Here is a 21,947-nt window from a genome sequence, read left to right on the forward strand (position 1 = left end):
AGCCCTCCTACTTAAATACATAAGACAATGCGTCAAGATCTTTTGGCGCAATCTTTATCTTTTTATCATGGACAATGTATGGGAAAGGTATCGGGTTACATCCACCCTTAAAACCTATTGTACCCCTATTCATTACAACGTCGCACAACTTACAAATAACATCATCGCCTCTTTCAAAATATCCAGATGGACCACATATCTCGCAGGCATCAAGTACAACTCCATAGGAACCTTCTGATTTTTTAATGCAGAAAAATCTCATTTTTGCACCATCCTTTGCCTTATACAAATATCTGTGCAAATGCATATCCTCTAAGCTACTTAAAGGAATAACAATCATTCCATTTTCAGTTTGATAATCTTCAGGTGGTGAAAGGGCCTGTTCCTTATTAGCATATGCCTTTCCAGCCGTTAATGAAAAAGTATTAATAAACAGAACGACAAGGAAAAAAATTGCCCAATGTCTTTTATTCTTCATTCTATACTTTATTTTTCTTAACTGAGCCCTATTGCTATAATCTTCATTAACTTTAATATTTTGCTTATATAAAATTACTGGAATAGCTATCATAATTAACATTGTTGCAAATAAAAACACATTTTCGTGATTAGCTATAAATGCAATAACTCTAAAAAAGTTAACATTTCTAGGAATAATCTCTTTAGAATAAAATCTTTGAATTATGACGTTAAATTGGCTTATACCTGAACATATCAAGCTCAAAAAAACAATAATCTTTAAGTTTTTACCTTCAAGTTTAACTGAAGACTTATATATGGCAAGTCCTGATAAAATCATCATGATTATCCCAAAAACAAAGCCTAAAATCCTAAAAAGTACAATAGTTGAAACAGCACTTTCGCCATAATATACAAATTTGTTTGATTGGTTAAATACATACGGTAAATAATAAAAACAAATTCCTACAAGATAAACAACAACCGATGATGAAATGAAATTATCATAAATTTTAGCATTTATCTTATCTTCAAATATCATAAAAATTAATATTAAAAATACTGAGATAACTATGGGTACCATAGACCAGAAATTCAATTCTGTTCTATTAATAAAATTAGGTATATTTCTTATAATTATTGAAACAATTGCTGCAATTACCCCTAAAACTAAAGAAATTATAATAACATACTTTTTATATTTGCTCTCTTTAGTTGTATAATAGGCAAGTATTAAAGAAATCATTAGAGAAAAGGCTATTCCCGCCTCCATAACTTTAATAAAAATTTTTAAAATAATTTCACCCCCATAAATGCATATAAGGGGAACGTGAATTCCCCTTCAAAATATTAAAAATTTTCAAAACTTTACCATTGTGGTCCGTTCCATTCGAAGTCAGTCCATTCTGCAACAAGTGGTTCTGTCCAGAATCTACCTGTTACACCAGTTTCTTTATCTACGTGTAGTAAGTAGTCATTGCCTGGTGCAGCTACTTCGAATTTTACATTATAAACGCCAACACCTTCGTCAAATTTAATATTTGCACCATAGTGCGGACCATCAGATGCGTTCATTGGCATGAAAGCTACTTCTTGAACATGGTCTGAACCTTTCTTTTGTAAATAAGCTTTTACTTTTAACCATGGAACAAAATCACCAACACCATAACCTAATGTTGAACCTTCTTGTGATGCTGTAATGTCAGCTTCAATATGGCAGTCAGCATCTTCTTTAGGAATTGAGTTTCCTGCTGGTTCCATATCAACTGGTTGGAAATATACACCAGAGATTACTAAAGGTCCTTTAGTTTGGTCATCGCCAATTGGAAATTCTTCAAATCCTGCATCTTCTCCTGGAGCTGCAGCTTTTGCATCTCCTGCTTCTTTCTTGTTTCCTTCAGCTGGTGCTTTTTCTTCTGTAGAAGTTTTAGCTGTATTATTAGCTTTTGTATCTTCTTTTTTACCACAAGCTGTAAACATTAATGCACACACAAGTGTCATAACAACAAGAAATAAACTTTTCTTTTTTAACATGATACCCTCCTATTTTTTTTCTTGGCTGGCTTCAAGCTCAGCTCTAATTTTTTTGTTTCTATTATTTTGATAGATAACAGAAACAATGGTTACTACTAATAGAATAATTTGTGGAATAAGATTTTCATACCTATCGTATATTCCTATAACTTCAGCAGACCATCCATTCATCCAAGGAACTATAGTTCTGCCAATTACATCTGCTTCTTGTAATTCTCCTATGCCCTTTCCTAAGAAAGACAAGCAAAGTATAAACATTAGCCAAGAAGTAAATGTAAAGAATGGTTTTAATGGTAGCCTTACAGAAACTTTAGCAATTAAATAATATACAATTGCAAGTATTATGGCGGCAACTAAAAGTCCAATCCACATATGCATCGGATTATCAGAAATGCCTGTTCTCATACCTTGGAAAAACAAAATAAGTTCTGCACCCTCTCTCGCTACTGCTAAGAATGAAGTGAAAGATAAGGCAAAATAATTACCCTTGGAAACAGATTGTTCAACTTTGTTTTTAATGTATCTATTCCAAACTTCAACTTCAGATTTAGAAAGCATCCAATTGGATACATAAAATAGTACGATGACAGCAAGAAACATCGCAATTCCTTCGAATATTTCTTGTCCCATTCCAGACTCAACTTCTCCCACTGTATTGGCGATGATATTAAATACTCCAGCTAGGACTACTGAAAAAACAATGCCTAGCAAGGCTCCAATATATACACCTTTTAAATAAATTCTATTATTAGTCTTTGATAAATATGCAGCAATGGCAGCTACAACTAAAATGGCTTCAAGTCCTTCACGAAGTGTAAGACCAAGAACTGCAAAAAATGTGCCAAATCTTTTTAGCAGCTCTCCCAACAATTGACCTGTTGAAAGGCTGTTTACATCTTCTTGACTTTGACCACTGGACTTAGAATCTCCAGAGGTTCCATCAAGAGTATGAGCATCTTCATGAAGATAAGTTATAAGTGCATCAATTTCATCTTTAACTTCTTTTGGGTCTGCATCTTCTTTGATAGATTTTTTTGCTCTGTAAAATTGATGTTCAACCATTGAACCCCTTTGGCCTGAAATTGCAGACATAGTTGTTTTTTCAAATCCAATTTTTTCATAGAATTTAAAGTAAGCAACATTAATTGCATCTGTGGCTGCTTTTTTAGCATCCTTATCTCCAGGCTTGTAAACTTCCACAGCTTTTTGTAAATGTTCTGACATAGCATCAGCGACTTCAACCCAGTTACTATAATTTGTTTCTGCTGCAAAAGCAGGCATGAAAGCGAGACTAATCATGATTACTATCAGTGCGAAAATGCTAGTCCTTTTCTTTAATAAATTCATCTCTATCCCTCTTTTTTTATTAAACTTCCATCTTCCATTTGGCAAAGTGTATTGCCATATTTTAAAATATCAAGCTCATGAGTAACTATAATAAGTGCAGTACCTTTAGAATTTATTTTTTTTAATAAATCCATTATCTCCATAGTAGTGTTTTTATCCAAATCACTTGTAGGCTCATCCAAAATCAAAAGTTCCGGCGAATTAATCATTGATCTGGCTATCAGCACTCTTTTTAGCTCTCCTCCAGATAAATTTTTAGGAAAATCATCTTTCAAATGCAAAATTCCCATCTCATCAAGAAGCATAGCGGCCTTTTCATAAGCAGAGTCATCTCTTTTAAATAGATAATAAGGAAGAGACACATTCTCTAAAACATTTAAATTCGGAAGTGTTCCTAGACTTTGTGGCACAAAACCTATGATTTCATTCCTATATTTGCTAATTTCTCTATCAGAAAAATCACTCATATCTTTGCCCTTAGCAAAAATTTTACCTTCAGTCGGCTTTAATAAACCAGACAAAAGATTTAAAAAAGTTGACTTCCCTGAACCACTTCTGCCAATTATATTGACAAAATCTCCCTCCTCCAAGGTAAAGTTTACATTTTTAACTGCAAAAAGTGTATTATAACCTCTTTTGAAACTCTTACTTAAATTTTCAGTTTCAATTATTGATTCCATTATGAATGTCTTTCTTTCATACAATAATAAATATTAACTAAAACCAATATACCTAACAACAACGTGCAAAATGGAATGGTTTTTGCTCTGCAAGCCATATCGGCTTTCATGCATCCACCAATAAGCACATGAGCGTTTAGTATCCCTAAAATACCAATTGCTATATTTGAAATAGATAATCCTAAAGATATTTTTGAATCTTTAACTACAATAAAAATGATTGCTAATACTAAAATGACCGCTCCAATACCCATAGTCATATTTCCCATCCAATGGCATTTCATGAACATCCCATCTTCCATAGGAGGACAAACTGGTGTTATAAATTTTGGTGCAAGCACTAACAAAAAACCTATAATAGCTGAAATATATCCTAAAATCTTTTTTCTACTCATTTTAATCACCCTTTCTACTTATCTTTATTAATAACATTGCAACATGAAAACGTGTTTATTTTTTTATACTTAACAGTCTTTTTTCAACAGTTACCCCTGGTCAGTTACCAACATATTGGTTGGAACCAGTGAGGCAGTTAAAAAGTGTTGACTTACCACTATTGGGGTTGCCGGCAAATGCAATAGTAATAGCCATCTTAGTCCTCATTCTTTTCAAAGGACCAGAACCATTGATTTTTTTAACGATGTAGTATTTTCCTACAACTGCATCTCTTAAAGTTTGCAAGTCTTACATCTTCTCTACTAATATTTTTTTCGCTATATCTTTTCCGATTGCAACTCTGGAATCTTTAACATATACAATTAAATTACCATCGTTCTCATTAACAACTTTTATAACTGCATCTTTGACAAAACCAAGATTCGCCGGGTGGGACTCAGTTACATTACTATCTCCTAAAGACTTAATCCTTAAAATCTTATAATTAACATTTAAGGGTGCCATTACTAAGCTAAGCATCTAACCACTCGTTTCTAGTTTTAATTTTATTAAAATAAATTAACATTTGTTTGATTATCGCTTTCTTAGTTATTATAACATAGGAAATTGAAAATTCAAATCAATTTTTCAGTTTTTTTAAAGGGCATATTTTTAAGATTGAGAATATTTTTAATTTATCTTTCTTATGTTGCCTTGTATATTATAATTTTCTTTTTTTATTGGCCTATATAATAGAAGAACTTTAATAAAAAAGGCTCGTTTATTTTTTGTTAGATAGTAATTTTTAGTAATTTTATAAGTAAAACTTATTCCCAAAATAATTTATTTAATAGAAATGCTCTCAAAAATCCCATCTTCCAGCAATACCATAGGTAACCTAATGAAGTTATACATTTCAGATTTCCTATTATAAAAATAATCAAAATTCATTCCTGCCTCCTTTCTTTGAAATAAAAAATACGACAGAATTATTGATTTCTATCGTCTACGATTGTCTAATATTTATTTTTCTTTAAATAGATTTTATTGTATAGTTTAATAATTCTAATAATCCAATAACATATATACCTAATTTAGGTAATCCAAATGGGCTAAATAAAAATGCTAAGATTAGTGCTTCAATTACAATTTGATTATCTCCTTGAAATATGTTAGCTAATCCAATTATAAAAATTAAAGTAGAAACTACGCTTAACAACGCAGTACTCAAACTTAATATGAAGGTTAAAAAAGCTATGAGCAAACTCAGCACTAATCTTATCGGTAATAAAATTATTCTAATTATCCATCTCATACATACCCCTAAAAATTAAACTGGGATTCGTAACAAACCCCAGTTTCATAATTAGCGTGTTCTTTAATATAATTTTGATCCTGCTGGAATATTATCATCCAACATTATTAAGTTAAGTTTTTCTTCTCCGTCGTACTCGCAAATTGCAGATATAATCATACCTTCTGAGTCGATTCCCATCATCTTATGAGGAGGAAGATTACAAATCGCAAGTAGTGTCTTTCCAATTAAAGACTCCGCACTATAATATTCCTTAATACCAGATAATATAACTCTTTCTTTTTCAGAACCATCATCTAATGTAAATTTCAAAAGTTTTTTTGATTTTGGAACTTCTTCGCAGTTCTTAACTTTTACAACTCTAAAATCAGATTTTGAGAATGTATCAAAATCAACCATATCTTCAAATAATGGCTCTACTTTTACTTTTGAAAAATCTATTTTTTCTTTTGTAATTATATCGCTGTTTCCCTTAGCTTCTTTTGAAGAATCTTCATTTTCTGTTTTTTCTTTACCAATTGGCTTCATTGTTGGGAAAATCCCCTCTACTTTAGATAATTGTCTAAATCTCTATAAAAGTCTATTTTATGGTACTTCTCCATTTACGACAATTTGCTAACTCTCTATAAGTGCCTATAGATTTCTAGCAAATTGTCGTAAATTTGTCGTAAGCTGTCGTAAATTCTAAAATATAAATTTCATCGCTTTTTCAAATTCTCCCATCTGTTCTATCTTAAAATCTTCTGTTGCATCTACATATATATCCATTGTTGTACTAATATCAGAATGACCTAGAATAGACTGCATTGCTTTTGTATTTATATTTTGTTCATTAAGCCTTGTAGTAAAGGTGTGTCTGAAAATGTGATTGCTTAAATGTGGAACTAATAGAATATCATTAGAGCTCGATTTATTTTTATCCATTATACTTAAATTGCAATCTCTAACAATTCTTCTTAAAGCTTTATTAAGTGTTCCATTATTGTGAACCTTACCAAATCTATTTAAAAATACAAAGTCTTTAAATCCATCGATTGAATCACAACATTCGATTCCAAAAGTCTTTTGTAACTCTCTTTCCATAAGAAAAGCATCTTTTACTTTTTGAACCATAGGAATACTTCGCTTACCTGATGCTGTCTTCGGTGTATTAATAGCATATCTATTGTTTAATCCTTTACCTTTACTATAATATACCAAAGTCCTATTTACATTTATAAGACCATTATCAAAATCTAGATCGTCCCATTGCAATCCTGTAACTTCTCCAACTCTCATTCCTGTCCAAAGCATAACAATGAATATTGGATACCATTTTTTATATTCATCACTATTAGATAAATATTCTTCAAATAGCACTTGTTCTTCTATTGTCATGGCTTTTTTCTTCGGAGATTCATTTCGATAAGCTACTTTCAATTCCTTCAAAGCATTGTCAGATGGATTAAATCTTATATATTCGTCATCCACTGCTAATTCTAAAACCTGATGTAAGACAGTATGAACACAATCTATGGTAGAAACCATCAATCCCTGATCTTCCTTTAATCTGTTATAAAAACTTCTAACATCAGATCTTTTAATATCAGATAGTTTAATGCGACCAAAAGTCGGTTCGACAAATTGTTGATACATATAGATGTAATTTTTAAAGGTATTATCTTTTAAACCTCTTTTTACCTTTGTCCATAGCTTAAAAGTATCATTTACAGATAAGCTACTTCCTTCGTTGTTGATTCCATCTATAGTATTGCGTAAAATATCTAATTCCTTTTCTCTTAATTCTTTTAGAGTTTTCGCATACATAGATTTTCTACGACCTATTTTGTCTTGCCACTTAAATTCATAAGTGCCATTTGATCTTTGATATTCACCGTCTTTTAAAACAACCCCTTTACTATCTTTGCGTCTTTTTACCATAAAAATTCTCCTTTTTTGATAAAAGACACGCTATAATTATTATACCGCATTAAGCGTGTTTTATATATAGTTTTAGATTAAATAGAGAACTGTCTATTTAAATATTCTTCCATTAACTTTTTCTTAATAAGACGCTTACTACCATTAAATAATACAAAATCGCAATCATTTTCATCCGTTAATTGTCTAACTTTATCTTGACCAATATTAAAATATTCAGATGCTTCTTTTAATGTTAGAAATGCTTTCTCAGAAACACGAACACCTTTTATATTTTCGTTAATCATAAATCCTCCAAATAATATATTTAAAATATTTATTTTAATATTTTTAAAGTTTTTTGACATTGACAAGTGCCTTGGATTAGCAACATAGGAATCTCACCTCCGCCTCTGTTCAGGATGAGCCGGCTTCAACCTTAGAAGTATCATTATCCTCATTTTCTTCATAGCGAATAGGGTATCCCTCCCTATGTTCAAACTCTTACTTATCGCTCCCTTTCTTCTTCCCTTGCTTTTTGCTTAGCAGTACTTGTTTTACCGAATTATTCAGCAGAAAGATCTTGGCGGATAGGTTATTACGCTCCAAAAATGATTAATGTCTTGTCTTGGTCTATTCAATTGTTAAGGTTCAAATATTATTTAGATTGCTTTTAAAATAGAAAGAGGACAAAACTCCCCTCACTTTATAAAGGAAAATTTGCCCTCTTTGGTAACCAGAAACTATATTTCTTCTATAAATTTCTTTAGTTTTTCTAAAATCTTATCTCGCCTTTTTATTAAAGCAGTATGTGATATATTTTGAGTCTTTGATACTGCACGAAGTGTTTCATCATTGAAATATAATCTTTCAATTATTTCTCGTTCATCCTTATTTAACTTTGACATTGCATTTCTTAGTGCTTCAATCATCATTTGTGTAGCTACAACTTTTTCAACATCAACATTTTTATCTTCTAGATTATCTTCAAAATTCCCATCGTGATTTAGAGACGAAAAAAATAGCAAGTGGTTTTTCTTGTCCACCTGCTCCAAATACTTTTCGTGTTCTTTTTCTCGCCAGTAGACTTTATAAATATCTTCACTGACTTTTACCTTTTGCCCTCTGACATAAAGGTAATACTCTTTTGCCATAAAGTTTCCTCCATTTCTTTTTTGTCTATTTGTTTTTCAGACAAAAAAGGAGGACTCCTGCATCTTGGCATAAGAAGTCCTCTGAAATGAAAGAAATCCGTTCTTTCTTTTACTATATTTAATTGTTTAGACGAGAAAATGTAAAGACAGACAACTACAAGAATTATAGAAAAAAGGAGTATTTTTATTCCATTTCAATTCTACAAGGTAACTTATACACTTGTTCATCTCCCTTTCCCTCCGTTCATTATAGATAAATAGCATCCATACCTACAGCCTCTTTTGATTATTTTCGCTTTTATATCAAATGTCCTTGTATTTATGCTTTGTCTTTTCCCATTTTCCTAAGTCCATTAAGCATTAAAAACAGTCCCAACATAATCATACTAAAATCTACGATAGGTTCTGTCCACCAAACTGCTGACGCTCCAAATGCCTTTGGAAATAGTAATATTGCAGGAATAAATAAAACTAACTGTCTAAGCATTACAATCATGCCTGCTTTTTTTCCATCTCCTATGGATTGGAAAAATGTAAGTGTCATAATCATAATTCCATATAAGATGAATGTTGAATAAAACATCTTAAAGTTTACAACACCAACTTCAATAATCTCCCTTCTCACACTGAATAATGATAGTAATTTTTCTGAACAAAACATTGATGGTATCCATGAAGCAGCTGCAAGAATTGTTGCACCATACATAAAAATCTTCATCGTATCTTTTACTCTTCCGTATTGTTTTGCTCCGAAATTAGCTCCAATAACAGGTTGTAAGCCTTGACTCATACCCCACAGTGGAATAAAGGAAAACATATATAATCGCATTGTAGCAGACATCAAAATTCCCCAATCATCTCCTCCATACGCAAAGGCTTGCTTAAACAAAAATGTTTGCTGTACTGCAAATAAAATTTGCATCATCATTGCTGAACTTCCTATACTGAACATTTCGCTATAAATTGCCTTGTATTTTTGAATTTTATGGATCCCTACAAAAGCACTTTTCTTTGAAAAATAGTGGAATGTCAATATTGCTTGTACAATTTGAGATATTACAGTTGCAATAGCTGCACCTTCAATCGCATATTCACCCATCAACTTCATAAAAATAGGATCTAAAATAATGTTTAATATAGCTCCCGCGCCCATAATCATCATTGATTGCTTTAATGCACCTTCGCCACGCATTGTCATATTTCCCGCTTGAGCAAAATTCACAAATATAGAGCCAAAGAAAACTATTCTTAAATATCTCACACCAAGTTCTTTAATATTTCCTTTAGCTCCTACCAAATCTAAAAAATGAGGTGCAAAAACCAAACCCAATATCGTGATAATTACAGAAAAAAATATTACCCAGTAACAAAAATTCCCGAATATTTTATCTGTCGTTTCTTTATCGCCCTTTCCGATTGCTCTTGATAGTATTGAGGCACTTCCAACGCCAATCAATGCCGATATTCCTCCATTTATAATCGTTAAGGACATAGACACACTAATGGCTGACATAGCATAATCACCAATGAGCCATCCTGCAAACACACCATCCATAAATGGATACAATCCTATGACAATCATCCCGATTATTCCGGGAATTGCCAACTTAAATAACAGTTCTTTAGGACTTTTGGTTAATAGTTGTGTTTTCATATCTTGTTTTCCCATATGACTTCCTCCAGTTGTTTTCAATATTTTTATAACTTATGACAACTGCCACTTTGCTGCCACTTGTCTTGCTTCAACAAATTTTTTGTAGATACCATCAACTTGAATAAGTTCTTCATGTGTACCTTGTTGCGTTATCTTTCCATTAGCCAAGACAAGAATTTGATTTGCATTTTTTATGGTTTTTAGTCTGTGTGCAATCATTATTACAGTTTTATCTCTTGTAAGTTCTTCCATAGCAATCTGTAGTTTATCCTCATTTTCAGGGTCTACATTTGCAGTAGCTTCGTCAAAAATAATAATCGGGGCATTTTTTATCATAGCCCTTGCTATAGATATTCTTTGTCTTTCTCCACCAGATAAACTTGCACCTCCCTCTCCTATAACTGTTTCATATTGTTCAGGAAGTTTCATAATAAATTCATGACAACACGCTTTCTTTGCAGCTTCTATAACTTCCTCATGAGTAGCATCTGGCTTGGCAAACTTTATATTGTTTTCAATAGTGTCTTGAAATAAATAAACATTTTGAAAAACCATACTAATTTGTCTCATTAATGACTCCAATGAATATTCTTTAATATTATGTTTACCTATGCTGATTTCTCCTTTCTCTACATCCCAAAATCTCGCTATCAAATTACAAAATGTAGTTTTTCCAGCTCCTGAAGCTCCAACTATAGCTGTCATTTGTTTTTGTGGTATCTTGACCGAAATATCATCAAGGATTTTTTTGCCTGAATATGAAAACTCTACATTATCAAAAGAAATATCGAAAGTAGTAGGCTTTATGTCTTTTCCATCAATATCCATCTGTGGAAATTCCTCTAACTTCTTTGTTTGTTCAATAGATCCACTAACAACTCTGAGAGAGGTTGTTGCACTTCCTGCCAATTTTATTTGAGAAAAAGCAAGAAAAGAAATTATAATCGTCATAACTGTATTTAAGAATGAAAGTTCTCCATTAATATAAAAGAAAATACCTGCACCTATTATCAAAATGCTAAACAAATCCAAAAGAATATTTTGCAAAATCGTATAAGGTGTAAACAGTTTTTCACAATCAAGATTTATTTTTCTACTATTTTCAATAGCATCTCTGACTTTTTCATCTCCTTTCCCTGTTAAATTGAAGGATTTTATAACAGCCATTCCACCTATTTGTTCTAAAATAGTGTCAACTAATTTTGCCGATGCCACTTGTCTTTTAGGAAGAACATTTCTTGACTTGTTTTCCATTTTTGAAAGAATTAATAAGTACAACAAGCATCCAATTGTAACAATAAGACCGATCCTCCATTCAAAAGCCAAAATCATTATTGTAAAAATTATTGTGTTAATAAAACCAGATAAGGTATTTACCATAACCATTGCCGCAGTATTTTCTACATCTTCCAAAACAGTTGTAGAAATTCCAACGATTTCACCAATATTATTTTCATTAAAGAATCCCATAGGTATTTTTTTGAGCATTTCACCTATTGCAACTCTTTTATTTGCCACCATAAAATAACTTGCATGGCATTGCTGTAACTGTGAATAATAATTTGCAACACTTCTGCCAACTATGCTTATAACAAGAAGTATCAAAGCAATCCATGCAGGTGTCATACTCATATCTTTTTCAACAATAGCTTTAACAATAATGTATATTGCACTGATTTGGAGCATGTGAAAAATTGCAAACAAGAAACTTACCCATATAGAATGGTATACATTTTTCTTCTCATCACCTGAGAAGTCTAAAATTTTCTTTAAGGCACTTATCATTTTATTTCACCATCCTTTACTCCAATATGGGCATTCCACATCTTTTGGTATAACTCAGAATCTTCCATAAGTTCTTCATGCTTACCATGTGAAACAAGCTCTCCATTCTCAATTAAGAATATTTGTTCTGCATCTGTTATAGTTGATAACCTATGAGCAATAATAATCACCGTTTTATCTTTTATAAGCTTTGATAAAGCTTGCTTTATAATCACTTCATTTTCAGGATCTATATATGAAGTAGCTTCATCAAGTATTACAATAGGTGCATTTTTGAGCATTGCTCTTGCAATTGATATTCTTTGTCTTTCTCCACCAGAAACATGGCTCCCACTACTTCCGACAACCGTATCGTAACCATGTTCCATTTTCATAATAAAATCATGACAACCCGATTTCTTAGCAATGTCTTCTACTTCTTTATCACTGGCACTTGGATTGCCCATTCTTATATTCTCCCTAATACTTTCGTTGAACAAAAAATTATCCTGAGAAACAAAGGCGGTCAAACTATATAATTGCTTTAATGGAATTTCCTTAAGATTGTGTCCACCAATATTTATATTTCCTTCCATGCTATCCCAATATCCAGCTATTAATTTTGCTAAAGTTGACTTGCCACTTCCACTTGGTCCAACAAAAGCCACTGTTGTACCTTCTTTTATGTTTAGGGATATTCCATGAAGAATTTCTTTTTCTTCTTCATATCCAAACTTTACATTTTGTAAATCAATATTATATTGCTGGATAGTCACTTCTCTATCAGAATGCTTTTGTTCTTTTCCTTCTAAAATTAAGTTAATAGAATTTGCAATAGTCCCTATCTTAGCAAGACCATCAACAAAATTGATTGTTTCAAGTAAAGGTCCTGCAATACCTAAAGATAGAATAATTACAGATATAAATACTTCTGCACTTAAACTGCCGCTAATGTAGAAATACCAACCAAATGGAAGCATTGTGATTATTGTAGTAGGAGATATGTTTTTAGATAAAGACACAGGTAACTGACAGCTCTTCATCCATTCATAAAAGTATCTTGCATTTGCAATGACTTTATCTTTGTACTTTGCGTACGATCTCTTGTCTTGATTAAATGTTTTTATCACTTCTATTCCATTAACATACTCAATAATTGCAGAATTCATTTCTCGATTTACCTTTACAGATCCTTCATATTGAACAGCATAATTTTTCATTACGAGTCCCATAAAAAGCATCCCCACAGGAATGGATACTAATGATAAAAGAGCCATTCTCCAATCAAGAAATAATAAGTAAATAAATATACTCAAAGAACCTAAGAGATTCGATGTCATTTCAGGCAACAGGTGAGCGAGCGGTTTCTCCATACTTTCAACCTGATCCACTATAATCTGCTTAAAGTTTCCGCTTGGAACAGAGATTATTTCTCCTAACTGCATCTTCGGAAGTTTATCAATCATTCTCAAGCGAATATCTTTCAATACACTAAAAGTCGCTTTATGAGATACAGATAACGCCGTAGAGTATAAAACAGATTTTAAAATATAAGATAACAGACCTATTCCCATCCATAAAAAATAGACCTTGAAATCTGCAATTCCATTTAATAAATAGACTAAAATACGGCTTGCAGCAATGTATGGAACAATTCCGGCAATAACACCGATACTTGCTATAAATACAGATGTTTTTAACTTTGAATGTTCCTTATATGCAAGCTCCCACAATATTACAGCAGGACTTTTTTCTTTCATAATTTAACACCTCCATAATTGTATCCATTTGCATTTTATTTTAGAAATTCATATATTGTACCATCACAGTGTTTTATAAATTCAAAATCGTGTGTAATAATTATAATGAGTTTTCCTTCTCTCTCCATATCGTGTAGGAAATTAATTAATGTATTCATCTGTGGTTTACATAATCCACTTGTAGGCTCATCTAAGATAATAATAGGTTTATTACTAAGCCTTGCTATAGCAATCAACAATCTTTGCTTCTCTCCTCCCGATAAACTTTGAGGATGTTTTTCAAGCTTTGATAATAATCCCATCTTTTCCAACATTTTTTCATTTAGGCTTTTATCTTCACTTACTGTTGATACTTCCGATAATACACTTTCTGTAAAAAGCTGGGAGCTAGGATCTTGCATTACCATAAAAATTTCTTTATTTTGTTTTGTAACTTTTTTTTGATTAACAAATACATCTCCGTGACCTTTTGTAATACCGGTCAATAATTTAATGAAAGTACTTTTCCCTATTCCATTTTTTCCAATGATAAAATTTACTCCCTTATTAAAGGAAATACTAAAGTCAAAAATTTTATTCTTTTCATATTTTTTCTTAAAATTATGACATGATAAATCTCCATTGCTAAAATTATTTTTATCATCCAATAAATTCACTTTATAATATTTATTAATTTCTAAATCACTTTTCTCTATTTTATTAAATGTTCTAAGTTCATATCCTTCTGCAATAGCTTTCAAATTATAATCATTTAAATCTTCTTTTTCGTATAAATTTAAAGACCCATTATCAATAATACATAGCTTATCCATTATATTTTTTAAATAAAATAATCTATGTTCCACAACAATTATTATCTTATTTAATTCTTTTAATTTCACTAAGGCTTCTTTTAACCTTTCTATAGATTCATTATCTAATGATGAAGATGGTTCATCTAATAAAATAATATCATTTTCAGAAATTGCACAAGCTGCAAGTGCTATCATTTGCTTTTCTCCACCAGATAAATCAAATATATTTTTGTCTAATAAGTATTCTATATTTAAGAGTTTTGAGTATTTCTTTATTCTATTGATTATCTCTGACTTGTCAGTATTTCTATTTTCTAGCTGAAAGGCTAACTCCTCAGTGGAATTCATACAGTAAAATTGAGATTTTGGATTTTGAAATACATTTGAAATAATACATGATCTTTCAAATATATTTTTACTAAGTAAATCTAGGCTGTTATATTTTATTTCTCCATTAATATTAGCATCAAGGTATTCAGGTATTACTCCATTAATTGCTTTTAATAGTGTGCTTTTTCCACATCCAGAATGTCCTGTAATAACTGTAATTTCACCAGCTTTACATTCAAAATTTAGATTTTTTAAGATATTTTCATCATCAAAAGATAAATCAAGCTTTCTTATTTTAAGCATATTTTCTACCTCTTATATAAAAAAATAAAACTAAAATAGAAACAAAAAAATTAAATAGTCAGCAAATGTTAACTTTGCTTCTCTAATATTTGATCTATTTTGATTGACAGCAAGACCCTTAGTTAATGAAGCTACTGTCAATTCATCAGCAGAATTTGATAGGGTCATCAATAGTGGGATTATCCTATATTCAATTAATAAAATAGGATTCTTTAAAAATTTCCTAAAACTTATACCCCTCAAATAAATAGCTTGTTTTATTTGTCTATACTCAATTCTTGTTGCATAAAAATATCTAACCATAACCGCAACAGGAATGGCTATCTGATCAGGACACTTCACCTTTTTTAATGAACAAATTGCTTCTCCTACACTAGTCGTTAAAATTATATAATTTCCCATAACCATAGGTGCAAAAACTCTTTTTATTATAATTATAACTATGTGTATAAGTGATAATATTATAGAATCATTTAATTCCCTAATATTAATTTCTATAATATTCAATATTATAAAAAGTATGATTGATTTAATCCCGGATTTTATATGTCCAGATAAAAATAATAAAAAAGTAGGGAGCATACATATTAATACATAATATATAGGATTTAGGCTTTGAATATTTCCAATTGTCATAATAAAAGAAATAACCATCATTAAAAATAATTTTGCTCTAAAATCTATCCTTATCATATCTAATAACCCGCTCCCTAATTCTTACTTACCAATTTTTGAAAAATGTTTTTTCAAAAACACAATTCCTAAGCTACAACCTACAAAAGCACCAATAAATCCTAAAATAGCCATAACTATTAAAATCCAATCAGGCATAACTTTCATCATTGTGTCAATAAATTCTTGCTTATAACCTTGATTTAAAAGCCCTTGTGCATACTCATTTCTTGAGATGATAATCGGAACATAGTTTCCTAAAGTGCAAAGACTTGAAAAAGAAAATGCTAATCTAGATTTTCCTTTACTGTCATAAGAGCCTGATTTTAATATTATTTCTCCAATAAATCCTGCAATTGCTCCTGTTAAAAGTGCCCATGGACCATGACCCATGATGACATAAGCTAAAGATATTAGCATTGTTTGAATAAAAAGCATTCCTGGCTTCTTAATTTTTGTTGAAAAAAGCATGTTACTAGGTCCAACTAAAATTCCCTGTACTAAGGGAACAATTGGCATCAAAACAGGAACCATAGCTGTAAATGAGCCTATTAGCATAAAAATAAACCCAAGTACTGCAAACAAACCAACATTAATTAAATCTCTAACTTCTAATTTTTTATTCATTTCTGAAACCTCCTTAGTTATCTATTTTTTTCTAAATCTAAAATATAATTTAAAATTGTATCTTTTAGATATTTCCTATTCTCATCATATGAATCTCTTGCATTAAGAACTTGCGAGCTTAATATCATTCCATTTATATAATTTACTAAAAAACCATCTTCAAAAATCTTTGAATCAATTCCTAATTTATTAGATATTGAATCTAATTGATTTACTGTTTCTGTTTTCAAATCTTGAAACATCTTTTCTAAATCTTCATTATATTTTTTTGATTGTAATAAAAGAGAATAAACCTTAGTAATATCTGTATCTGGTAGACACTTATCCACTAAAATTTCACTCATCTGTTCATATTTATCTTGACCTATGTGAGCTTCTAAATAATTATCAATTAAATTATTTCTATACTGATTTCCATCAAGCATTAAATCTTTAAGCATTTCAGCTGTGCTTTTATAATGATGATAGACACCACCTGTGCTCATGCCAACTTCTTTAATCACATCTTCCATTGTTGTATTCTGAAATCCTTTATTCAAAAAACATCTCATTGCTGCATCTCGAATTTCTTTTTTTCTAATTTGACCAACTTTTGTTTCCTTATCTTTCAATAAAATACCTCCAATCATTCAATTATTTTCCGAGGATTCCCTCGGTTTTTATTATATCTTAATTGAAAAATATTTTCAATATCAATCAAATTATAAATTTTGCTCTACTCTACCGTATACTTCTTAATTAATTTATTTAAATGCGGTATAATTAATAAAACCTAATAAACGCTTAACGCTTACAACTTTAATAGCAAGCACAGTAAGTGTACGGACACTTACGAAAAAATTAATGGAGCAGCCCTTTACGGAATGCTCCATTTTTTTAATTTTTACCTTGTTAGGGAGAACCCTAAGACCCCGAAATATATTTTATAAAGGAGAATAAAATGGCAAATAGATTTAGAAATGAAAGAATAGAAATAAAAGTAACTAAAGAAGAAAAGGAAGTTTTTGAAAAGAAAATGAAACTTGCTAATTGCAAAACAATGTCCCACTTTCTTAGGAAATGTGTATTAGAAAAAGAAATTTATGTAGTAGATTTAGAACCATTTAGAAACCTGCAATGGTTACTCTCAAATGCTACGAATAATATAAACCAGATTGCAAAAGCAACTAATACAACTGGTGTTATTTACAAGAATGAAATTGAATCTATGAATAATCAGATAGAAAAATTATCAAAAGAAATATGGCAGATCCATTCCCTACTTCTTAACAAATCAAAAGAAAGTTCTGGTGATTAGTATGGCAATTACAAAAATACATCCTATAAAATCAACTCTAAATTTGGCAATAGATTACATTACTAAGAGCGAAAAAACTGATGAAAAAGTCTTGGTATCTTCATTTAATTGTCATCCATCTACTGCTCATATTCAATTTATGAAAACACGAGAAGACAATGATACTAAAGGTACAGTTTTGGCTAGACATTTGATCCAATCTTTTCTACCAGGAGAGGTTGATCCTATAAAAGCTCACGAAATTGGAATGGAATTATGTAAGAAAATTTTAAAAGAAGATTATGAATTTGTTCTTGCAACTCATATAGATAGAGGGCATATCCATAACCATATTATTTTTAATAATGTTAATTACAAGACTGGTAAATGCTACCAATCCAACAAAAAAACTTACCATAAAATCAGATATCAAAGTGATGAGTTATGTAAAGAAAATAAGCTTTCAGTCATTGATGAATATTATGAAGCTTACAAGAGAAAATATAAAACTGCTGGTAAATCTTGGTACGAGTATGACCAAAACAAGAAAGGAAATTCTTGGAAATCTAAACTGCAATTTGATATAGATAGAATGATTAATAGGTCTAACTCGTGGGAAGAGTTTTTAGAAAATATGAAAGCTCTTGATTATGAAATTAAGTTTGGTAAACACATTGCTTTTCGTCATAAAGATAAGCAAAGATTTACAAGGGCAAAGACTATCGGAGAAGATTATACCGAAGAAAAAATTAAAGAAAGAATAGATTTAGCTATTAAAAACAAAACTAATCCTATTAAAAAACGTGTAGGAAACGTCATTGATATATCTACTAATGAAAAAGCTCAATCCTCAAAAGGTTATGAAGTTTGGGCAAGAAAACATAATATCAAAACAATGGCTGATTCAATAATTAAATTAAGAGAACAAGGAATTAATTCAATTACACAACTCGATGATCTTATTAAAAAATCTGCAGATGATAGACAAGACTTGTTAGATGAAATAAAGAAAATTGAAGCTGAAATGAAGAGTCTATCTCAAGATATGGAAAATATAAATACTATAAACAAGTATCGTGAAATCTATAAATATCATAAGAAAAATCCTGAAGATAAACAATTTGCAGAAGAATATTATAGTGAACTTTCCGTCTATAAAATAGCTGCTAAAGAAATTTTAGAAAACTATAAAAAACTACCCAACACAAAAGAAATACTATCAAACCTTGATAAATTGCAAGAAAAAAAGAACACCCTTATGCAAGAGTATTCTTTAAATAAAGAACAATTTTCTGACCTTGTTCATTATAGGAAAAACTATGAAAATTATTATGGGAAGGAGGTGGAGAGGTAGCTGCTCTCCATCATCATTTATTACCAAGTTGATGGTTTATGTTCTATTCCATACTCAATTAAATCTTCAATATTATCTTTAATATCGCTATAAACATTTTTGCTTGATAAGTATACAGAATCAAAACATTTAACATACTTTGACAGTTTTTCACCTTCTAATGTTAAATAATCAAAAGGATTGTTGCCCTTATCATCTTGCTCTCCCAATGCATTCTCCAACTTGTGGATATAAATTCCAACAATACCTTTGTTTAACTCGTATGCTTTTTTTATTTCATAATTTATCCATTTTCTATTTGCTGTTTTTTCTCCAATCAAAACAACTAAACATGAACGCTTGTTTAGCTGTTCATCAATCCATTCTTTAATTTTACTTTCAGTTTTTTCTTTTACTTCCTCCCAGTCATTATCTGAAAAGGTAGAGCTACTGTCTACTTTCCCCATGTTGCGAACCTGTCCTGCCCTCCAATTATCATTGTCGTAATGAAAGCTAAAAAACACCTGTCTTTTTGCCATTTAAAACTCCTCCTTATTTAATATTTTAACTGCTTGTACTATGTTTTTAATAGACATATCTATATCGCCATTGCTTTGTTTATTTGCCTGTTCAATTGCACTTATTATATGTTTGTCTAAAATTTCTTGAGTTGTTTGTTTAAATATTTCTTTGGCTGCCCCGCCAGTATATTCAATAGGCAAACATACTAATCCATGTTTTTTACATAACTCAAATTCATCCATCACTCCATGTGCAATATCTTCTGTTTTTTTGTTTCCAAAAATGAATATAGCGATGCCACAATTTTCAATCATCTGCTCTCTATTTTCTTTATATAGCTTATCTAAATCAATACCTAATGAACTATTTTGAGGAAAAGGCATAAGCGTTAAAAAATCATTTATTTTGGACTTATGAGTCAAACAATAATCTGCAACTCCATTTAATACAAAATCACCGACACCTTTACCATATCCATTCACAATATGATAACCATTTTTTGATAGTTCAAAAGATAGTTTATGAATAAAATTTTCTCCAGTTTCCTGAGAATAAGTCGAATAGGAGTACGCACTACCCGATATAAATATTGTTTTCCTTCTAAATCTATCAACAAGAGTACTTAATATTTCAGTGATTTCATCATATTTATTTACTAAATATGTAAAAATACCATATCTATTTAGATCTTCAATTTGTAGCTCCTGTCTTGCTTTTTTGTATTCATAATCCTCATCGGTATCTTGGATCCTTTTCATAATACAGTAATGTTTTCTTGTATTCTTTTCATCGAGCAATACCCTCAATCTTCCAATTACATAGTTAAAGTTTGGATCTTCAAAACTAAATCCTAAAAATAGAAATGTCTTGGTAAGCAAATCTCCCTCTAAAACTTCTCTGAATAACTTTCTTTTGTTATATCCAAATTCTTCATAATCACTTCTTGTAAGTACTGCATCTTCAGGAGTTTCTACATCTCCGTGTAGTTTATAAACGATTGCATCAAAATCATGATTTGTGCCTCTTAATTGCTCATCTGTTGTTTTTACATAAGGCTTTTTCATATTATCTTCTAAAGCTTTTTCAATTAACTTATCATAATTAGTCGTCCAAAAAGTGGAAATCGGTAACTGTGATAATAGTTTATGATTATCAGTAGGTTTTAGTAATTGAGAAAATTGCACTTTGATCAAGTCATCTATTGATGTTCTCTTCTTTGAATTAGCATAATACTGAGCTAAGCTAACCAAATCATTTTCTTTTTCAACATTTAACCCAATTTCTTTTGCAGGCTCTCTTAGAAGTTCTTTCCAACTACAAAATCCAGCAGGAATTGATAGTCCCGCTCCAATGAATGCTCCCAATTCATCACTTTTAATGGCTTTTTCAATTTCTCTAATCAAATCTTTTTTAGATACTTCACCTTTAATAATAAACACCTCCCCTTATTTTCTCGGTCCTAAAAACTTATCTTCATTCATTTGAATTTTCCTTTATCCAATATAAATTAGCTTCCAGCAAATTTACAATATCTTCATCTGTTTCATAACATGTTAAATTTATCTTTTTTATAAGTTTACTATCAATAATTCTCTGAATTAGTGCCGCAGAAAGGATTCCAGAGCCAGCTCCTGGATCAAGAATAGATATTTCATCTCTTTTAATATTTAACTCAATTAAAGATGCCATAAATTTTGCTGTTTCTTTACTCGTAAAAAACTGTCCTATTCTTTTTCAAGTTTCTTTAGATGCGATCTTAATATATTCATTTGTCTTATCTAAAACATAATCAATCATTTTCATCTTTAACTAACTCCATAATTTCGCAAAGATTACAATTTAATCCTTCACATATTCTTAACAATACGTCAGTTGTAATATTCTCCCCATTTTTCATTTTATAAAATGTACTTCTACTAATATTTGTTTTTTCCATTAATTCTGTGTTATTTAAATCTAGGTCAATCATTTTTTTAAATAGCTTTTTATAGCTGATTTTTAACATGACTATCTCTCCATTCATGAATTCTGTATCAATTATATTATAGCATAAATCTTCACTTTTTTCATAATATTATTCACTTTTCTAAAACACAAATACAAAAAAATAAAGGCAGTCCGAAGACTGCCGATATTTATCTCTCTGTATC

At 30.5% G+C, this 21,947-nt stretch carries 23 protein-coding genes and 3 pseudogenes; 2 read left to right on the forward strand and 24 right to left on the reverse strand.

Annotated features, from left to right (window positions below):
• Positions 1-7: 7 nt before the first annotated feature.
• The 20 genes and pseudogenes from HMPREF1253_RS05180 to HMPREF1253_RS05275 all read right to left on the reverse strand — a co-directional run bounded on the left by HMPREF1253_RS05180 (position 8) and on the right by HMPREF1253_RS05275 (position 17,277).
• A complete protein-coding gene (locus HMPREF1253_RS05180) occupies positions 8-1,231 on the reverse strand; it encodes a DUF2318 domain-containing protein (RefSeq protein WP_023055697.1) in 1,224 nt (407 codons plus the stop codon).
• Positions 1,232-1,326: 95 nt separating this feature from the next.
• A complete protein-coding gene (locus HMPREF1253_RS05185) occupies positions 1,327-1,992 on the reverse strand; it encodes an iron transporter (RefSeq protein ID WP_023055711.1) in 666 nt (221 codons plus the stop codon).
• Positions 1,993-2,001: 9 nt separating this feature from the next.
• Positions 2,002-3,339: an FTR1 family protein gene (locus HMPREF1253_RS05190; protein WP_036739548.1), complete on the reverse strand. Its 1,338-nt coding sequence runs from the start codon at positions 3,337-3,339 to the stop codon at positions 2,002-2,004.
• Between the two features lie 2 nt (positions 3,340-3,341).
• Positions 3,342-4,019, reverse strand: coding sequence for an ABC transporter ATP-binding protein (locus tag HMPREF1253_RS05195; protein ID WP_023055713.1), 678 nt, complete (start codon positions 4,017-4,019; stop codon positions 3,342-3,344).
• Positions 4,019-4,414 carry a DUF4418 family protein gene (locus tag HMPREF1253_RS05200; protein WP_023055721.1) on the reverse strand — a complete coding sequence of 132 codons (396 nt, stop codon included), beginning with the start codon at positions 4,412-4,414 and terminating at the stop codon, positions 4,019-4,021. Before HMPREF1253_RS05200 ends, HMPREF1253_RS05195 begins: the two co-directional genes overlap by 1 nt.
• Before the next feature lie 103 nt (positions 4,415-4,517).
• A pseudogene (locus tag HMPREF1253_RS10480) lies at positions 4,518-4,610 on the reverse strand (FeoB small GTPase domain-containing protein); the annotation flags it as partial.
• 93 nt (positions 4,611-4,703) lie between these two features.
• Positions 4,704-4,934, reverse strand: a complete 231-nt coding sequence (locus HMPREF1253_RS05210; RefSeq protein WP_023055725.1) for a FeoA family protein — start codon at positions 4,932-4,934, stop codon at positions 4,704-4,706.
• Positions 4,935-5,240: 306 nt separating this feature from the next.
• Positions 5,241-5,345 (reverse strand): annotated as a pseudogene (locus tag HMPREF1253_RS05215) (replication initiator protein A); the annotation flags it as partial.
• An 82-nt stretch (positions 5,346-5,427) separates the two neighbouring features.
• On the reverse strand, positions 5,428-5,709 hold the full coding sequence (locus tag HMPREF1253_RS05220; protein WP_036739552.1) for a CD1845 family protein: 282 nt from the start codon (positions 5,707-5,709) through the stop codon (positions 5,428-5,430).
• 63 nt (positions 5,710-5,772) lie between these two features.
• Positions 5,773-6,249, reverse strand: a pseudogene (metG, locus tag HMPREF1253_RS05225) (methionine--tRNA ligase subunit beta); the annotation flags it as partial.
• A 144-nt stretch (positions 6,250-6,393) separates the two neighbouring features.
• On the reverse strand, positions 6,394-7,629 hold the full coding sequence (locus HMPREF1253_RS05230; RefSeq protein WP_023055720.1) for a tyrosine-type recombinase/integrase: 1,236 nt from the start codon (positions 7,627-7,629) through the stop codon (positions 6,394-6,396).
• Positions 7,630-7,706: 77 nt separating this feature from the next.
• Entirely contained in the window at positions 7,707-7,916 is a 210-nt protein-coding gene (locus HMPREF1253_RS05235; RefSeq protein WP_009345237.1) for an excisionase, read from the reverse strand.
• A 435-nt stretch (positions 7,917-8,351) separates the two neighbouring features.
• Complete coding sequence (locus HMPREF1253_RS05240) at positions 8,352-8,762, reverse strand: sigma-70 family RNA polymerase sigma factor (RefSeq protein WP_002836635.1); 411 nt, start codon at positions 8,760-8,762, stop codon at positions 8,352-8,354.
• Between the two features lie 319 nt (positions 8,763-9,081).
• The gene (locus tag HMPREF1253_RS05245; protein WP_002836636.1) at positions 9,082-10,431 is read right to left on the reverse strand and encodes an MATE family efflux transporter; all 1,350 of its coding nucleotides are present in this window, start codon (positions 10,429-10,431) and stop codon (positions 9,082-9,084) included.
• A gap of 36 nt (positions 10,432-10,467) precedes the next feature.
• Entirely contained in the window at positions 10,468-12,201 is a 1,734-nt protein-coding gene (locus HMPREF1253_RS05250; protein ID WP_002836637.1) for an ABC transporter ATP-binding protein, read from the reverse strand.
• Positions 12,198-13,940 carry an ABC transporter ATP-binding protein gene (locus tag HMPREF1253_RS05255; RefSeq protein ID WP_023055696.1) on the reverse strand — a complete coding sequence of 581 codons (1,743 nt, stop codon included), beginning with the start codon at positions 13,938-13,940 and terminating at the stop codon, positions 12,198-12,200. Before HMPREF1253_RS05255 ends, HMPREF1253_RS05250 begins: the two co-directional genes overlap by 4 nt.
• A 35-nt stretch (positions 13,941-13,975) precedes the next feature.
• Positions 13,976-15,367, reverse strand: a complete 1,392-nt coding sequence (locus HMPREF1253_RS05260; RefSeq protein ID WP_002836639.1) for an ATP-binding cassette domain-containing protein — start codon at positions 15,365-15,367, stop codon at positions 13,976-13,978.
• 30 nt (positions 15,368-15,397) lie between these two features.
• Positions 15,398-16,060 (reverse strand): energy-coupling factor transporter transmembrane component T, encoded by a 663-nt coding sequence (locus HMPREF1253_RS05265; protein WP_002841870.1) that lies wholly within the window; start codon positions 16,058-16,060, stop codon positions 15,398-15,400.
• A 24-nt stretch (positions 16,061-16,084) separates the two neighbouring features.
• A complete protein-coding gene (locus HMPREF1253_RS05270; protein ID WP_002836642.1) occupies positions 16,085-16,666 on the reverse strand; it encodes an MptD family putative ECF transporter S component in 582 nt (193 codons plus the stop codon).
• A gap of 17 nt (positions 16,667-16,683) precedes the next feature.
• A complete protein-coding gene (locus tag HMPREF1253_RS05275) occupies positions 16,684-17,277 on the reverse strand; it encodes a TetR/AcrR family transcriptional regulator (protein ID WP_009345225.1) in 594 nt (197 codons plus the stop codon).
• Positions 17,278-17,606: 329 nt separating this feature from the next.
• On the opposite strand from HMPREF1253_RS05275, the gene HMPREF1253_RS05280 reads away from it, so the two are divergent.
• Positions 17,607-17,963 carry a plasmid mobilization relaxosome protein MobC gene (locus HMPREF1253_RS05280; RefSeq protein WP_023055693.1) on the forward strand — a complete coding sequence of 119 codons (357 nt, stop codon included), beginning with the start codon at positions 17,607-17,609 and terminating at the stop codon, positions 17,961-17,963.
• Position 17,964: 1 nt separating this feature from the next.
• The gene (locus tag HMPREF1253_RS05285) at positions 17,965-19,296 is read left to right on the forward strand and encodes a relaxase/mobilization nuclease domain-containing protein (RefSeq protein WP_023055695.1); all 1,332 of its coding nucleotides are present in this window, start codon (positions 17,965-17,967) and stop codon (positions 19,294-19,296) included.
• A gap of 20 nt (positions 19,297-19,316) precedes the next feature.
• Here the strand turns inward: HMPREF1253_RS05285 and HMPREF1253_RS05290 are convergent, their stop codons facing one another.
• From HMPREF1253_RS05290 to HMPREF1253_RS05305, 4 genes are all read right to left on the reverse strand, one after another.
• Complete coding sequence (locus HMPREF1253_RS05290; protein WP_023055723.1) at positions 19,317-19,814, reverse strand: TIR domain-containing protein; 498 nt, start codon at positions 19,812-19,814, stop codon at positions 19,317-19,319.
• Positions 19,815-21,236 (reverse strand): SIR2 family protein, encoded by a 1,422-nt coding sequence (locus HMPREF1253_RS05295; RefSeq protein WP_023055700.1) that lies wholly within the window; start codon positions 21,234-21,236, stop codon positions 19,815-19,817. It lies immediately after the preceding gene.
• A 34-nt stretch (positions 21,237-21,270) separates the two neighbouring features.
• Positions 21,271-21,525, reverse strand: a complete 255-nt coding sequence (locus HMPREF1253_RS10485) for an N-6 DNA methylase (protein WP_227932434.1) — start codon at positions 21,523-21,525, stop codon at positions 21,271-21,273.
• Between the two features lie 61 nt (positions 21,526-21,586).
• The gene (locus HMPREF1253_RS05305) at positions 21,587-21,802 is read right to left on the reverse strand and encodes a helix-turn-helix transcriptional regulator (protein WP_005399336.1); all 216 of its coding nucleotides are present in this window, start codon (positions 21,800-21,802) and stop codon (positions 21,587-21,589) included.
• Positions 21,803-21,947 lie beyond the last annotated feature (145 nt).

The organism is Peptoniphilus sp. BV3C26 (genome assembly GCF_000478985.1).
In the GTDB taxonomy this organism is placed as follows: domain Bacteria; phylum Bacillota; class Clostridia; order Tissierellales; family Peptoniphilaceae; genus Peptoniphilus_B; species Peptoniphilus_B koenoeneniae.

What these genes read in the sequence shown, in the direction of transcription:
- HMPREF1253_RS05180 (WP_023055697.1), bottom strand. Translation starts at nt 1,231, where the DNA reads ATGGAGGCGGGAATAGCCTTTTCTCTAATGATTTCTTTAATACTTGCC.
- HMPREF1253_RS05185 (WP_023055711.1), bottom strand. Translation starts at nt 1,992, where the DNA reads ATGTTAAAAAAGAAAAGTTTATTTCTTGTTGTTATGACACTTGTGTGT.
- HMPREF1253_RS05190 (WP_036739548.1), bottom strand. Translation starts at nt 3,339, where the DNA reads ATGAATTTATTAAAGAAAAGGACTAGCATTTTCGCACTGATAGTAATC.
- HMPREF1253_RS05195 (WP_023055713.1), bottom strand. Translation starts at nt 4,019, where the DNA reads ATGGAATCAATAATTGAAACTGAAAATTTAAGTAAGAGTTTCAAAAGA.
- HMPREF1253_RS05200 (WP_023055721.1), bottom strand. Translation starts at nt 4,414, where the DNA reads ATGAGTAGAAAAAAGATTTTAGGATATATTTCAGCTATTATAGGTTTT.
- HMPREF1253_RS05210 (WP_023055725.1), bottom strand. Translation starts at nt 4,934, where the DNA reads ATGCTTAGCTTAGTAATGGCACCCTTAAATGTTAATTATAAGATTTTA.
- HMPREF1253_RS05220 (WP_036739552.1), bottom strand. Translation starts at nt 5,709, where the DNA reads ATGAGATGGATAATTAGAATAATTTTATTACCGATAAGATTAGTGCTG.
- HMPREF1253_RS05230 (WP_023055720.1), bottom strand. Translation starts at nt 7,629, where the DNA reads ATGGTAAAAAGACGCAAAGATAGTAAAGGGGTTGTTTTAAAAGACGGT.
- HMPREF1253_RS05235 (WP_009345237.1), bottom strand. Translation starts at nt 7,916, where the DNA reads ATGATTAACGAAAATATAAAAGGTGTTCGTGTTTCTGAGAAAGCATTT.
- HMPREF1253_RS05240 (WP_002836635.1), bottom strand. Translation starts at nt 8,762, where the DNA reads ATGGCAAAAGAGTATTACCTTTATGTCAGAGGGCAAAAGGTAAAAGTC.
- HMPREF1253_RS05245 (WP_002836636.1), bottom strand. Translation starts at nt 10,431, where the DNA reads ATGGGAAAACAAGATATGAAAACACAACTATTAACCAAAAGTCCTAAA.
- HMPREF1253_RS05250 (WP_002836637.1), bottom strand. Translation starts at nt 12,201, where the DNA reads ATGATAAGTGCCTTAAAGAAAATTTTAGACTTCTCAGGTGATGAGAAG.
- HMPREF1253_RS05255 (WP_023055696.1), bottom strand. Translation starts at nt 13,940, where the DNA reads ATGAAAGAAAAAAGTCCTGCTGTAATATTGTGGGAGCTTGCATATAAG.
- HMPREF1253_RS05260 (WP_002836639.1), bottom strand. Translation starts at nt 15,367, where the DNA reads ATGCTTAAAATAAGAAAGCTTGATTTATCTTTTGATGATGAAAATATC.
- HMPREF1253_RS05265 (WP_002841870.1), bottom strand. Translation starts at nt 16,060, where the DNA reads ATGATAAGGATAGATTTTAGAGCAAAATTATTTTTAATGATGGTTATT.
- HMPREF1253_RS05270 (WP_002836642.1), bottom strand. Translation starts at nt 16,666, where the DNA reads ATGAATAAAAAATTAGAAGTTAGAGATTTAATTAATGTTGGTTTGTTT.
- HMPREF1253_RS05280 (WP_023055693.1), top strand. Translation starts at nt 17,607, where the DNA reads ATGGCAAATAGATTTAGAAATGAAAGAATAGAAATAAAAGTAACTAAA.
- HMPREF1253_RS05285 (WP_023055695.1), top strand. Translation starts at nt 17,965, where the DNA reads ATGGCAATTACAAAAATACATCCTATAAAATCAACTCTAAATTTGGCA.
- HMPREF1253_RS05290 (WP_023055723.1), bottom strand. Translation starts at nt 19,814, where the DNA reads ATGGCAAAAAGACAGGTGTTTTTTAGCTTTCATTACGACAATGATAAT.
- HMPREF1253_RS05305 (WP_005399336.1), bottom strand. Translation starts at nt 21,802, where the DNA reads ATGTTAAAAATCAGCTATAAAAAGCTATTTAAAAAAATGATTGACCTA.